This window comes from Psychrobacter urativorans (assembly GCF_001298525.1).
In the GTDB taxonomy this organism is placed as follows: Bacteria; Pseudomonadota; Gammaproteobacteria; order Pseudomonadales; family Moraxellaceae; genus Psychrobacter; species Psychrobacter urativorans_A.
The window spans coordinates 152653-167496 of record NZ_CP012678.1 but is presented as its reverse complement, the minus strand read 5'-3'; the positions used below and the strand labels follow the sequence as shown (position 1 = coordinate 167496).

The following is a 14844-nucleotide window of genomic DNA, read 5'->3' as shown; positions in this document are numbered from 1 at the left end:
AAATCCTTATTAATTGGTTTTTATTAAATTTAAAAAGTAATGAGTCATATTTTTGATAAGTAGAATGGCTAGAATTAACTCAAGTCAAATGCTGACCAAATCGGCGCATGATCAGACGGTTTTTCCATACCGCGTAGCTCATAACTGATACCAGCGTCCGTACACTTATCTTTTAAATCAGGCGTACATAAAATATGGTCAATACGTAAACCGCGCTTAGGACTGTCATCGAAGCCACGACTGCGATAGTCAAACCAACTATATAGTTCCGTACTTTCTGGATAATGCAGACGATACGTATCAGTCAGCTCACGTGACATGAGCGCCTCATACCATTCACGCTCCTCAGGAAGAAACGAGGTTTTTCTATTCTTTAACCAACGCTTGGCATTAACCTCACCAATACCGATATCAATATCTTCTGGCGCGATATTCATATCACCCATGATAATCAACGAACGCCCTTCTGCCTTTAACATATCAATATACGCCATTAAATCGGCATAATAGGCACGCTTCATCGGAAACTTAGTCGGATGATCTTGGCTTTCACCTTGTGGAAAATAGCCATTTAGCACATCAATCTCACGTCCTTGCAACTCATAACGGGCATGAATAAAGCGTTTTTGCGCCTCATCATCGTCATTAGGAAATCCTTTTTGCACAAAAATAGGCGCAACTTTAGATAGTAATGCGACGCCATAATGTGCCTTTTGCCCAAAATACTCGACGTGATACCCCAAACTCTCAACGTTCTCAAGCGGAAATTGCTCATCATGAACCTTGGTTTCTTGCAAGCCCATCACATCAGGGTCAATAATGTCGCGTAATGCTTCCAGCTGATGCTGACGGGCACGAATACCATTGATATTAAAACAGACAAAGCGAGTCATGCGTTATTCCTATAATTATAAGTTTGAAATTAATAAGTTGAAATATGATTATTATTAGCGTTGACTATTTTTAATGCGAATAAAATAGTGAATTATTTTGCTATCGTTGTCCTTTGATTGATATTATCAGTACAATCATTAAACTATACCCTTTCTTATTATGACGTTGCGTTTTATTACAGCCGCAAGCCTTTTTATCGAGTTATTTTATGTCTACCATTATTACCACAACGACAAGCACAAAAAAGGCAACCACTGCACAGACGGCTATACAGCCACTTTTTGCCGTTGATTATCACGTTTATATTAACCATACGGACGCAGGCGGTATCGTCTATCATGCCAATAATTTGGTATTTTTTGAAAATTGCCGCCGTGATTGGTTTACCACACTGGGCTTAAATACTTACTTTTTACAAACGGACGACTGTCAAATTCAGCATTTTGTGGTCAGTCAAGCCGATATTCAGTACCGTAAAGCCATATTTTTAGATGAAGTGATTAGCGTGCGTATTGATAAGGTTGAACTCAAACCTGCCAGCATTATCTTTTATCAAAGCATTCATCGTCATCTCCCTGAAAATGATACGGCACAGAAAGCTAATGCAGTTAATAACAGACCAGCTGACACCTTATTAAGCAGCGCCAAAATTGTCATTGCTTGTGTGCAAAATCAAACCAAATCTTCTGAGCCATCAAAGCAGTCTGACAATAATGCTTCAAGCGCTGCTAATGCCGCACCGATTCGTCCGATTCGCGTGCCACCACTGCTACATAATAGCATTCAGCACGCTATTTCGCAGCAGTTGACTGAGCAATAATGTTGATAGTCCCTGACCGCGCAAATAACCTATTATTGGAATTTAACAATATTTGGGTGCATAGTAAGCGTCTTTTAGACACAGATTCCACCAATACTGCGCATAAAACCAGATCTAAAACGAATGACAATCAGGTAAATAACGAGCAAGTTTTAATCAATGCTGCCAACGGTCAACTCTCACAAGGGCAACTAACTGTATTAACCGGACATTCTGGTAGCGGTAAGTCGGTATTATTACGAGTGCTCGCAGGATTATCGCCGTTGACTACTGGGAATATTTGGCTTCATAATGACAATGGGCGGCTTAATATTCGTGATACGTCTGCTACCCAGTGGCGCAGGCAAGTCGCATTACTGGCACAGCATCCTGAGCTCGTAGAAGGCAGTGTCCTTGATAATTTGCAACTGCCTTATACGTTGCAAGCGCATCGGCATAGCCACTTTAATATCGACTGGCATATTCAGCAATTAGCATGCTTACAACGACGTGAGACTTTTTTACAACAATCAGCTGCGCATTTATCCGGTGGCGAACGCCAAATCGTGAATACGCTGCGATTATTACAGCTGCAACCGCAAGTATTGCTTTTAGATGAGCCCACTGCGGCACTCGATACAGAAACGGCTAGCCACCTTATTCAATTATTAATGGGGTGGCTACAAGCTGAACCGCGGCGAACCCTGTTATGGGTGACGCACGATACTCAAATCATCATGCCTTTAGCCGCTAGACATTGGGATATGCAAGCAGGTATATTAACGGACGTGACGATTAATAATAAGTAGAATACGGTATAAGTCAATACATTTATAGCAACCTATATATAAAAGCTTATATTTTCAAACCAATCTTTTTATTCTCGACGTGTCCTAATTTATCTTATCTTAACCTACCTTAAAAACGAGCGCGGCTACCTGATAATGAATGAGACTAATGAGCTGCAAATTTTACTAACTTATACAGATGTGGCACTTGCCAGCAGCCTGATAATAGTGGTGCTATTAGTATCGTGGCGACTGCGCTTAGGATTAACCAAGACGTTATTAATGGCAGCGGTGCGTACCATCATCCAGCTCAGCTTTATTGGGCTGATACTGGCGTGGATATTTGCTCGCGAACACTGGTATGAAGTATTGGTCATTTTGACCATCATGACATTAATTGCGGCAGGAGCGGCTAAGAATCGTGTTAAACGTGCTTATAAAGGTTTATTAACGGATACTTTTATTGCCGTGAGCACCTCAGCAATACTGGTCACTATTGTCGCAATCCTGCTGATTTTACAGGTAAAACCTTGGTATACGCCGCAATTTATTATTCCGATATTGGGACTAATATTAGGTAACTCATTAACGGCTATTTCATTAACCAGTAATCAGCTTATCAACACCTTTCATGAGCAACAAGCGCGTATTGAGATGATGCTATCCTTATCAGCCACACCATATGAGGCGGTACATGAACCCATTCGCGCTGCGATTATAAATGGTATGACGCCAACGCTCAACTCTATGCTGGTGGTTGGTATCGTTAGCTTGCCGGGGATGATGACGGGTCAAATAATGGCGGGTGCCGACCCTACCCAAGCCGTACGTTATCAAATTGTGACCATGTTTTTAATATGTGTGAGCAGTACACTTGGCTGCACATTAAGCGCTCTGCTTATCTATCGACGGTTTTTTAATCGTCAGCAGCAGCTTATTCTACCGAGCTAATGCTCGTTTATTATTAATGGTTTGTGAATAGCAGAAAAGCATTAAAAAAGCCCTCGATATTAAATACAGAGGGCTTTTATTATTTAAGCTTATACAAAACGCGCTTAGCTTATTTTATTGACCACTGTTAACGGTAGGCGCTTCATCGCTTGACCGACGATTGACCATGGCAAGCTAGGCACGCAGGCTTCATCAACGCCCGCCTCAATCGCTGCGACGATAGCTTTAGTACCCGTATCCGCATCCACTTCAAACGGTAGTGGCTTGGCATTGGTATTAATCTCAGTGCGAATATAACCCGGATAAATGGTAGAGACTTTAATGGGTAAGTTCGTCAGCAGCATATCCGCACGGATACCTTCTGCCAAATACGCCAAACCTGCCTTACTCGCCCCATAAGTAGTCATGTGCTTAGGCAAACCACGCATCGCTGACATACTGGATATCACGACCAAATGACCACTGTTTTGGGCACGGAATATCGTCATTGCCGCTTCACATTGTGCCAATGCCGATACAAAGTTAATCTCAGCAGTACGGCGATTGGTCTCAAAACGCCCTTTACCAATACGGCGACTTTCACCTACACCGGCATTAACCACCACGCGATCAATTTGCCCAAAGTCAGCAGCAAAGGCATCAAAGACTTTAAAAATAGCATCATAATCACTAACATCTAATGCACGATATTCAATACGAATATCAGGATAACCTTTTACAAGTTCCGCTTTTAATTGCTCTAAGCGATCAGTACGACGGGCGCAGATTGCCAAATTGTAGCCTAATTGCGCAAATAGACGCGCCATATTTTCGCCTAGCCCTGAGCTGGCACCCGTGATTAAAACGGTTTTATCGCGACCAACTTGCTGCTTAGACAGCCCTTTTAAATAACGGGCGGGCTGAATGGCGCTAAATGCTTGACTCGTACTTTGTTTAGCAGTTTGCGTGACTAAATCTATCAATTTATATGGCATGGGCACTTCCTTGTAGGTATAGCTATCAACATTAAAAGTATAAAAGCACAAAGCGTAAAGTTAAAAATAAGACATTATAATAGATATATGTTGGTAAATGAGTGGCGATTGTGTATTAACAACCGCCTAATGTCCACAAATATGAGTCATATTCCTATTATTTCTAGTGCTTCGTCACAAAATGCTGACCTTTCACAAATAAATGACTATGCTCATTGAACGCGAGTAGCTGTGGCGTTGTCAGGTGCGGTAAGCTGATAGCCGTGACGCCAGTATTGACCGAGCTTTGGGTCAGCTGATATGCCGTTTGACTGCCTTGCTGTAATAAATGCGCCGTAATGGCGGCAATGACGCCGCCTGAGGTAAAGACCAATACCGTACTGTCTTGGTGTAGATGATCAAGCTGAGCAACTTGCGCGCCTACCTGCTCTAACGCCTGTTGAGCACGCTTACTAAAGGTAGGCCAGCTCTCGATATAATCATCATCATGGTCGCCACCATGCCATCGTACCATCGCCTCACCGAACATCTCACCCAATCGTGTCAATGGCTTATTGGCTTTAGTAAGCTCTGCTGCAACTTGTGCCTGCGTGGTCAGATGAGGGGTAGATTTCATGAATACATCTTCATGATTAAACTCATTAAAGACAGGTAGTACATAACTGTTAGGCGTTTCAATATCAAGTATAGGCACATGACCACTGACGCCAATAGACGGCTGATACTTATCCCAAAAGTGACGCGCTGAGTCACGCTGCCGTACCAAGCTACCACTAAAAATAGCATCTATCCGGCGTTGGGTGTTGGCATAATGTTGACCAAGCAGACGCGCCTGCTGACAGCCAAGCTCGGAGAGCTGATCGTAGTTTTCTTGTCCAAATGAAGCTTGACCATGACGTGCTAAGAGAATCGTTGTCATTATTAATATACCTGTTTTTATTGTATTTTTTATTCACAAACTTATTTTTTAGAGAGTTTGCTTAAAAACATTGCTTAGTTTTCAGATGATTTAGATGTTGCTAATAATAGTAGCGGTAATAAATCTACGGCACAATATCCGCTAAGCAAAACAGACCAAACACGTCATAAAACGTCCAACTTTTCATTTGTAAGTTGGTCTTTTTAAAATAATAGAAATCACTTCATCACGTATCATCAGACTCACTCAGGTTCTGGAGTTTCTTTAAACTTAAATAGCCAATATAAGATTTATCTTCTTGCAAAATTCCAATATCAGTATCTGCATCTGCTAATGGCAGGATTGATAAACGACCGCCTATTAATAAATCATTCACATCATATATCTCGTCAATATCAACTTGCTGCTTATCATCAATGTGAGATGCCGCGTTAAACGGCGTATCTTTATCACTAAAGCTATAGTGCTGATAAAACGCAGATTTTTTTGCCTGTTTAACAGCATCCGCTTGGGTTGGCGCAACAATGAGCAATTTATGATGATATTCTTCAAACTCGCCAGCAAGATAACCGCCCAAATTAATAAAGTAGAGTTTTAGGCTTGTAGCGTTGCTATCGGCATCCGTTTTTTGTGTAGCCACTTTTTGTAGTTCAGTCGTTGGCTGCCACTGAATACGATGATTATTGACTACGGTCACTTGCCGATACGCGTCTAGATGCCATTTGTTCTTGACCTCAGGCCAATGAACATTAATGGCGTCAACAAAGTCACCAATATGATCACCAACGCCAAAAAACATATCATGCTGTTCTATCAAACGTCCTTTTGGTCGACCACCAATTTTAATCATAAATAGCGTTGGCATGACGCCTCCTTACATAAATTTAAAGACATAAGTTTAAAGCGCATTATTTATAGCACATCTATTATGAACAAGCAGCAAAAAGGCGCAACCAACAAGGGTACGCCTTTAATATAAATAAATAATGTCATTGCTAGATATAAATGATAAATCGTTTTACTAACAAACTATCTTAATTTTTATTTTAAGATATTTAAACGGCTGTTAAAATCAAAACGCATCAAGGCATCTGGAAGTTTGTTAATAGCGATGCTAAATGCTGCCTCAGCGGCTTGTGCCAGACCCAATTTTTCTGCAAAGGTTGGCTTTTGGCGTGAATGTAGCGCATACACTTCATGATTATCCATCAGCTCTAAAAGATAGCTGTCAGAAGTTTGTAGTTTATCAACTAAATTCAAATGTAGCGCATCTTCACCATACCAATGCTCGCCTGTTGCCACTTTATCCAAGTCAAGCATACCGCGATAACGATTCACGAAATGCTTAAATAACTTGTGCGTTTGCTCAAGCTCTTCTTGATACTTAGCACGGTCTTCGTCGTCATTTTCACCAAATACAGTAACGGTACGTTTATAATCGCCAGCCGTAAACTGCTCATAGTCAACGTCGTGGTTTTTAAGCCATTTATGAAAATTAGGTAATTGTGACACAACACCAATCGAACCAATAATTGCGAATGGCGCTGCAACAATATTATCCGCCACGCACGCCATCATATAACCACCACTGGCTGCCACTTTATCCACGCAGACGGTCAGTTTCAAGCCAGCACTTTTAAGACGTTCTAATTGCGCCGCTGCCAAGCCATAACTGTGTACCAAACCACCGCCAGATTCAAGGCGTATCACCACTTCATCGCCTTTATTGGCGGTACTGATTAAAGTACTGATTTCTTCACGCAAATGCTTAACAGCAGTTGCTTTCATATCACCATCAAAGTCGAGGACAAAGACTTGTTGAGCTTTATTTTTGCCTTTGGCTTTCGCTTTACTTTTTGAGTCTTTCTTGGCTTTTTTAGCTAGGCTCTTTTTGAGCTGTTTCAGTGCCGCTTTACCTTGAGTCGCCTCAGTTAGGTCTTCACGGTGTTGCGCTTGGGTCTTATTAAGGTGCATGACTTTAAGTTCAACAGGATTTTTAGACGGATGAAATAACATAAGCAGAATTCCTTTAAAGTTTAAAATGCTGGGATTGTTTTTGTAAATATTGTGCGATGAAGACAAGTATGAATATTAGCTTGATATATGCACGCTATGTCTAACTTTCAAGCGCGACAATAATATTTAACCCATTACCACTATGATTGAATCGGCAGGTCAAATCAAACCTAGCCGTGACCCTTGATTGTATCGCTATAGTTGTATAATAAAAGCACTTTAGGCATAATATGCGTTTACACTAAATTTTCTGCAGCTAACGTGATGACCATTTGTCTTAATCGCGTTATGTATGCTATTTTTTGCTGTGGGCTTTTCCATTAGCATTAGATAGTATACGACTGTCTGTAAGAGTGTACTTTGTATTGGGCCGATAACTGGATAACAAATATTATGACGCAAAGTGAGATGATGATGCATAGTGAATACCGAGACGAATATTGCGGCGCGGTAACCGAAAGCTTACTAGAGCAAACCATTACTATCGTTGGCTGGGTACATCGTCGTCGCGATCATGGTGGCGTGATTTTCTTAGACATGCGCGACCGTGCAGGCATTCTGCAAGTGGTTGTCGATCCAGATACCCCAGAAGCGTTTGCTACAGCTGATGCCGCACGCCCAGAGTACGTGTTAAAAATTACTGGTCGCGTTCGTCAACGCTACGCAGGCACAGAAAACGCCAATATGACCAGTGGTCAAATTGAGATGTTAGGTAAAGAGATTGAAATCCTTGCCAAGTCTGAAACTCCACCTTTCCCATTAAACGATGAGAAAACCACGGTATCAGAAGACTTACGTTTAAAATACCGCTACCTTGATATGCGTCGTCCAGAGATGCAAGAGCGTATGGTATTCCGTGCCAAAGCGACTTCAGCGATTCGTCGTTATTTAGATGATCATGGCTTTTTAGACGTTGAAACGCCTATTCTAACCCGTGCAACCCCAGAAGGCGCGCGCGATTATTTGGTACCATCACGCACACGTCCGGGTAACTTTTTTGCATTGCCGCAATCACCACAGCTGTTTAAGCAGCTATTGATGGTTGCCGGTTTTGACCGTTACTATCAAATCGCTAAATGCTTCCGTGATGAAGACTTACGTGCTGATCGTCAGCCTGAATTTACCCAAGTCGATATTGAAACTTCTTTCTTAAGTGAAGAAGAAATCATGAATATCAACGAAGGTTTGATTAAGCATGTCTTTAAGACGATGATGAACGTTGAGTTTGAGCAATTTCCACGTATGACGTATGCTGAAGCGATGCGTGACTACGCCTCAGACAAGCCTGACTTGCGCATTCCACTTAAATTAATTGATGTTGCTGATTTAATGCAAGCGGTTGATTTTAAAGTATTCTCAGGTCCTGCCAACGATCCAAAAGGTCGCGTTGCTGCCCTACGTATTCCTGGTGGTAGCTCATTAAGCCGTAAGCAAATTGATGAATATACCAAGTTTGTTGGTATTTATGGCGCCCGTGGTTTGGCTTATATTAAAGTCAATGACGCGAGCAACATTAATAACGGCGTTGATAAAGAATCTGGTCTCCAGTCACCAATCATCAAAAACATGACTGATGACGTACTTGCCAGCTTAGTCGAACGTACTGGCGCAGTAGATGGCGATATCATCTTCTTTGGTGCCGATAAAGCGCGTGTGGTTAATGATGCGATGGGCGCGTTACGTCAAAAAATTGGTCTTGATTTAGAAATGACCACTTGCGAATGGGCACCACTTTGGGTCACTGACTTCCCAATGTTTGAAGAAACCGACGATGGCAAATGGACGTCAATGCATCATCCATTCACTAAACCAAAAGGTTCAGTTGAAGAGTTAAAAAACAACCCAGCAACTGCCCTATCTATTGCCTATGATATGGTATTAAATGGTACTGAAGTGGGCGGTGGTAGCTTACGTATCAATACCCTTGAGATGCAAACGGCTGTATTTGAAGCTCTTGGTATCGATGAGCAAGAAGCCGAAGATAAATTTAGCTTCTTACTTGATGCCCTTAAATATGGTGCGCCACCGCACGGTGGTTTAGCATTTGGTTTAGACCGCTTGATTATGTTGATGGTAGGCGCAGACTCTATTCGTGATGTTATCGCTTTCCCAAAAACCAAAACTGCTGAGTGTCCATTAACCCAAGCGCCTGCTGAAGTTGATGGCAAGCAACTACGTGAATTGGGTATTCGTGTACGTGAAAAGGTTCAATCTGACACCAATAAACCTGCTTAATTAAATGGTTAAATAATGCGCAGATATTTTTCACAGTCTGATTTATTACCATGTGATTTAACATGAATCCATATCATGTTTTCAAAGTCGTGCCATTATCTGTATTGCAGATAATGGCACGTTTTGTTGCCTGGATTATCATATTACTGCCAAACCTAAGTATAGTGCGCACTATTAGTATTAATTTACAGCTGGTAGCACCTGCGTTAACTGAGAAGCAAAAACACAATATCACCAAGGATATTGTCCGGCATCAATGTCTTAGTAGTGTTGAATCTATTAAGAGTTGGGCGATGTCACCTGAGTGGAGCGTTGCTCAAATTCAGGAAGTTCATAATAAAGAGATTTTAATAGAAGGGCTTGCAAGCCCTAAAGGTATGCTCGCTATCGTACCGCATTTAGGCACGTGGGAGATGATGAATGCGTGGCTGAATCAGTTTGGCTCGCCAACCATTATGTATAAGCCCGTTAAAGGTGATATTACCAATGATTTTGTACTTCAAGGGCGCGCCCGTCTCAATGCAACTTTAGTACCGACGGATGGCAGTGGTGTCAAAGCTATTTTTAAAACCCTTAAACAAGGTGGCTTTAGCATCGTATTGCCCGACCATGTTCCTGAACCATCAGGGGGCGTCATCGTACCATTTTTTGGTGTTGAAACCTTAACCAGTACCCTTGCATCTAAGCTCGCCAGTAAAACCAAGTGTGCGCTGGTAGGCTTATCTTGTATACGTCGTACTGACGGGCACGGTTTTGATATCTATTGCTATAAGCTTGATGACCCCGCATTATATGATCGTGATGCCTCTATCTCCACCCATGCTTTAAACCAAGCTATGGAGCGGATGATAAAAGAATATTTCAGTCATTATATGTGGGGATATCGACGCTTTAAACATATACCTATCTTAAAGAATCCTTATCAAGCTGATGAGAGTACGATCGCAGAGTATGTTCGTACCAATCATTCTAGCGATGTACCCCCTACTGATAATAGTATAGACAATAATGACGCATCGTTATAATCTAGAAGTATACGCTGATATTGTCTTAATGATTAAAACCTTAAACTGTTAATCCTATTACATTACTACTCTTTCCTTTATCTCAACATGAGTATGCCATGACAACTGACGTAATTGCACATTCATCGACCACGCAAGTGCCAACAGACGCGACGGCACCTGAACAGCGTTATATCATTTGCATGAAATGGGGTGATAAGTATGGTGCTGAGTATGTCAACCGCCTATATAATATGGTCAGTCGCCACTTGACGTTAGACTTTCAGATGGTTTGTTTAACTGATGACAGCACCGGTATTGATGCTGCGGTGCAATGCTATCCGATACCTGAGCTAAATCTGCCATCAGGCTTGCCTGAGCGCGGTTGGAAAAAACTCACCACCTTTCAGCCTGATTTGTATGACCTTAAAGGCGTGGCATTATTTTTAGATATTGATATCGTTATCGTTGCTAATATTGACGGCTTTTTTACTTATAAGGCTGAGCACGACGATAGCGTGGTTATCATCCGTGACTGGAAAAAGCCATGGCGCATGATTGGCAATAGCTCTGTATATCGCTTTAATGTTGGTATGCACACCTACCCTGACTTGCTGGCTAATTTTGAGCGCAACTTTGAGACCATCCGTCAACAAGTACGCCATGAACAAGCCTATCTCTCTAATTATTTACGTGAGCACCATCATTTAGAGTATTGGGATAAAACCTGGTGTGTCAGCTTTAAATATCAATGTATGGCTCCCATTCCGTTCAACTTAGTGCGCGCCCCGCATCTGCCTGAGAACGCAAAAATTGTTATTTTTCACGGTGAAATAAATCCACCAGACGCTATCAATGGTGGTAGCGGTAAATGGTATCGTTATGTCAAGCCAAGCCCATGGCTAAAAGAATATTGGCAATAACTTTGGTCATAAACACGGTTAATGTGAGCACTGATTATTTTCTATCCTAATAAACACGTCGTCATTAACCTCTATTCTAGCGCTGTAGAAAATACTGATTGAATTATAAAGCTGAAAGCAACTTTTGGAATATAATATGGCGCTGACTTTAGAATTACCTCCTACTGCTGATTTTAATATTGATAATCAACTTATTACTATTGCTGCTTTTGATGCTACTGAAGAAAAGCAGAGTCTACATCAGCAAGCCGTAAATATTATTGCGTCTGGACCGTCGACTGCCAACTTATCGTTCTCAGAGCTGCAAGACATACCCACTATTTTCGTGAATGGTAGTATTAGTCTTATTGAACATCATCATTTCACTCATGTGGTTGGCTATGTCATTAGTGATGCACGATTTATTCATCATCAACCCGATATCTTACAAAAATATTATACTGGTCAGCCTTTGTATGCGACCTTAGCCGTATTCGAAGCAATGGCAGTAACACACCCTCATATCATGCAAACTTACCATGATGCCATGCGTATTTTATATCCAGTAGATAGACCTTGGGGCGTCAAATCCAATAAGGCTTTATTTAGCAAGTTATCCTTTAAGAACAAATGGCTTAATAAGAAAAAACCCTTATCTTCTTTTGCCGATGACGCAAATTTTGTTATTGTTGATAATCAACCTGCCCCTATTGGGGTGTCTCTGAATCTTACTTATGGGTTTGTAGAAGCGGGAACCGTTGCCTATGTGGCAGCACAGCTGGCATTTGCCCGTCAAGCAAGCGCGATTCATCTTTATGGCATTGACTTACTCAATAGTAGTCAGCCACGATTTTATGAAAATGTAGACAATAGCGCGCCAAGTAGACTTGATAAAGCAATCAACGATCGTATCGTGCCATCGTTTAATTTATTGGGCAAAGTCTATAAAGAGCATGGCGTTACCGTTATTAATCATTCGCCAATCTCCAAAAATCTATTCGATAATCTTAATTGATAATCTTGATTGATAACCTTGATTAACGTCCTACTCTAATGCATGAACCTGACCAAACTGCAAATATTGACGCGCGACTCGATTAGGTAATAACTGCTGATTAAATGGAACTTGATACTCATCAAGATTATCTATTGCCTGATTGATTAGGGCTGCTAAGGCATTGATATCGCCTACAGGTATTAAATTTTTCTCAGGTAATAACTCTCGTGGACCAAACGGACAATCAGTACTGATAACAGGTACTTTTAACGCTTGTGCCTCAACAATAACATAGCCAAAACCTTCAAATGTAGAGGTAAGTACCAATAGTGCAGCGGCGGCAATGAGTGGATAAGGGTTTGCCTGAAATCCTAAAAATTTTACACGGTCACTAATATTCAGCTCAATAGCTAATTGCTTCATTTCAGCTTCAAGACTACCCTTACCCACCAACACCAAAGGTAGTTTTTGATTTGTTTTAGCGTATGCTTGTAACAAGTCACGATGATTTTTCATCGTATCAAATGATCCAACATGGATCAGATACTCATTAATCGTCAAACCAAACTGTTCGATTACTAACGGTTGAGCGGCTGCTTTTCTAATCTCATCGACATCACATGGATTATAAATCGTTGTGGTTCTATTAAGGTTATTACCGATAAGCTCCAAAAGATCCTGACGTGCACCTTCACTGACACAGCTGCAAGGATGAGCGCCATATACCATTTTTAAATGGGCAATAGTTTGATTAGGTTTAGATAATAACTTTTCTTGAAATTGCTTAGACAATGCGGTGTGCAGGACATTCACAATATTTGGCAGCTGGCTATAGGCCATAATCCAGTTTACTTTATAGATATTCGCCAAAATTAAATCAGGCGTTCCTATATTGTTAAACACATAATCGTCAATACGCTCTGCTACCTTCTTATACGCGGCAGCTTGCTCGGTTTCTGTGTCTAGTAGCGGAGCACTATAAGCCACGACATGGTACTTAACACGGATATCTAACGCCATATCCTCTGATACCTCTAAACAAAGTACATGCACGTCATAGTTCATCTCAATATATGCACGCGCCAATGTCGTGACCATGCGCTCAGCACCGCGACCTTCTAATGCTTTTAATATCAGTAAAACAATGGATCTGGTCATGGTATTTGCATTTATTTGATAATAATATATCGATATTAACGTTTTAGATATGTTAGTGTTACATAATAATTTACATTTCTAATATAGATATATTTTTGAGTAATATTAAACATGATTACAAAAGATTCTACAAAAAAAATTGTTATAGCAATATCTTGTTTACGTATTGGCGGTGCCGAACAGTTTGTGATTACTCTAGCAAAAAGCTTGAAACATTCGGGACATGATGTCCATATTTTGTTATTAGACAATTTTATCGAGCTGCCTATACCTAAAGATATACCGATACATATATTCCCATATGACATTTATCGCAAAATTCCAAGATTTATGCGCAAAAAAATTATCGCAAAAGCGATCGACAACCTTATTCTAAAAAATATTGGAAAGCCTGATTTAGTACTTTCTAATCTAAAGTCTATGGATCAATTTTTAGCATACAGTCAACTAGAACATGTTTATTTGGTAGTTCATAATACTTTATCTAAGTTGCATAGTCTTTCATCACGTTCATTAAAGCAATTAAAAGAGACTTATTTAGCAAAGCCTTGCATTGGCGTTAGCAATGGAGTCACTATAGATCTGCCTATATTACTTGAACGTCCGATGAACATCACCACAATTTATGACCCCGTTGATATCCAAAAAGCTGAAGATTTAGCTTGTGACTTTATACCGCCTTATCAAGACTATTTAGTAAATGTTAGTACATTTAAAATGGCAAAGCGTCACGACATCCTAATCGCAGCTTATGCAAAAAGCACTCTTGACTGCCCACTAGTATTGGTAGGAGATGGTGTAGAACGCGAGACATGCGAACATCTGGCGTTACAATTAGGAGTATCAGATCGGGTACACTTCGTTGGAATGACTACCAACCCTTACCCATATATCAAATATGCAACCGCAATGGTAATATCTTCAGATTTCGAAGGCTTAAATATTGCTATGCTTGAAGCAATATCATTATATACGCCAGTTATTAGTACTGCGTGCCCTTCAGGACCTCCTGAGGTATTACCAGCCCATCATCTAGTACCTGTTGGTGATATTAAAGCCTTGGCGAAAAAGATGCAGCAAGTGGTATCGAGCCCTGAAAAGTTTATGATGCCACTAGCAAAAAAATTTCATCCTGAGTATGCCGCTAATCAATATTTAGCACTCATTAATAATCATAAAAACAGTAGCATTTGATAAATAGATAGCT

Annotated in this window: 14 protein-coding genes; 8 read left to right on the top strand and 6 right to left on the bottom strand. The window is 40.8% G+C overall.

Going from position 1 to position 14844, the window contains the following annotated elements; genetic code table 11:
- Positions 1–74: 74 nt before the first annotated feature.
- Positions 75–893, bottom strand: a complete 819-nt coding sequence (gene xthA / locus AOC03_RS00735; RefSeq protein WP_062533149.1) for an exodeoxyribonuclease III — start codon at positions 891–893, stop codon at positions 75–77.
- Positions 894–1102: 209 nt separating this feature from the next.
- Between xthA and AOC03_RS00730 the strand changes: the two genes are divergently transcribed.
- The 3 genes from AOC03_RS00730 to AOC03_RS00720 all read left to right on the top strand — a co-directional run bounded on the left by AOC03_RS00730 (position 1103) and on the right by AOC03_RS00720 (position 3432).
- Entirely contained in the window at positions 1103–1714 is a 612-nt protein-coding gene (locus AOC03_RS00730) for a hotdog domain-containing protein (RefSeq protein WP_062533148.1), read from the top strand.
- Positions 1714–2502: an ABC transporter ATP-binding protein gene (locus tag AOC03_RS00725; protein ID WP_062533147.1), complete on the top strand. Its 789-nt coding sequence runs from the start codon at positions 1714–1716 to the stop codon at positions 2500–2502. The genes AOC03_RS00730 and AOC03_RS00725 overlap by 1 nt, the downstream gene beginning before the upstream one ends.
- Positions 2503–2637: 135 nt before the next feature.
- Positions 2638–3432 (top strand): ABC transporter permease, encoded by a 795-nt coding sequence (locus AOC03_RS00720; RefSeq protein ID WP_062533146.1) that lies wholly within the window; start codon positions 2638–2640, stop codon positions 3430–3432.
- A 104-nt stretch (positions 3433–3536) separates the two neighbouring features.
- On the opposite strand, the gene AOC03_RS00715 is transcribed toward AOC03_RS00720, so the two are convergent.
- The 4 genes from AOC03_RS00715 to sohB all read right to left on the bottom strand — a co-directional run bounded on the left by AOC03_RS00715 (position 3537) and on the right by sohB (position 7341).
- Positions 3537–4238: an SDR family oxidoreductase gene (locus AOC03_RS00715; protein WP_062536317.1), complete on the bottom strand. Its 702-nt coding sequence runs from the start codon at positions 4236–4238 to the stop codon at positions 3537–3539.
- A gap of 331 nt (positions 4239–4569) precedes the next feature.
- Entirely contained in the window at positions 4570–5325 is a 756-nt protein-coding gene (locus AOC03_RS00710) for a histidine phosphatase family protein (RefSeq protein ID WP_062533145.1), read from the bottom strand.
- 226 nt (positions 5326–5551) lie between these two features.
- Positions 5552–6190 (bottom strand): DUF1543 domain-containing protein, encoded by a 639-nt coding sequence (locus tag AOC03_RS00705; RefSeq protein ID WP_062533144.1) that lies wholly within the window; start codon positions 6188–6190, stop codon positions 5552–5554.
- A 176-nt stretch (positions 6191–6366) separates the two neighbouring features.
- Entirely contained in the window at positions 6367–7341 is a 975-nt protein-coding gene (sohB, locus tag AOC03_RS00700) for a protease SohB (protein ID WP_062533143.1), read from the bottom strand.
- A 411-nt stretch (positions 7342–7752) separates the two neighbouring features.
- On the opposite strand from sohB, the gene aspS reads away from it, so the two are divergent.
- The 4 genes from aspS to AOC03_RS00680 all read left to right on the top strand — a co-directional run bounded on the left by aspS (position 7753) and on the right by AOC03_RS00680 (position 12497).
- Positions 7753–9576 carry an aspartate--tRNA ligase gene (gene aspS / locus AOC03_RS00695; protein WP_062536315.1) on the top strand — a complete coding sequence of 608 codons (1824 nt, stop codon included), beginning with the start codon at positions 7753–7755 and terminating at the stop codon, positions 9574–9576.
- 62 nt (positions 9577–9638) lie between these two features.
- On the top strand, positions 9639–10601 hold the full coding sequence (locus tag AOC03_RS00690) for a lysophospholipid acyltransferase family protein (RefSeq protein ID WP_062533142.1): 963 nt from the start codon (positions 9639–9641) through the stop codon (positions 10599–10601).
- A gap of 182 nt (positions 10602–10783) precedes the next feature.
- Entirely contained in the window at positions 10784–11503 is a 720-nt protein-coding gene (locus AOC03_RS00685) for a glycosyltransferase (RefSeq protein ID WP_204247930.1), read from the top strand.
- Positions 11504–11639: 136 nt separating this feature from the next.
- A complete protein-coding gene (locus tag AOC03_RS00680; RefSeq protein ID WP_062533140.1) occupies positions 11640–12497 on the top strand; it encodes a hypothetical protein in 858 nt (285 codons plus the stop codon).
- A gap of 30 nt (positions 12498–12527) precedes the next feature.
- Here AOC03_RS00680 and AOC03_RS00675 read toward each other — a convergent pair whose 3' ends face one another.
- On the bottom strand, positions 12528–13637 hold the full coding sequence (locus AOC03_RS00675; RefSeq protein WP_062533139.1) for a glycosyltransferase: 1110 nt from the start codon (positions 13635–13637) through the stop codon (positions 12528–12530).
- Between the two features lie 111 nt (positions 13638–13748).
- Here AOC03_RS00675 and AOC03_RS00670 point away from each other — a divergent pair, with 111 nt between their 5' ends.
- Positions 13749–14831, top strand: a complete 1083-nt coding sequence (locus tag AOC03_RS00670; protein ID WP_062533138.1) for a glycosyltransferase — start codon at positions 13749–13751, stop codon at positions 14829–14831.
- Positions 14832–14844 lie beyond the last annotated feature (13 nt).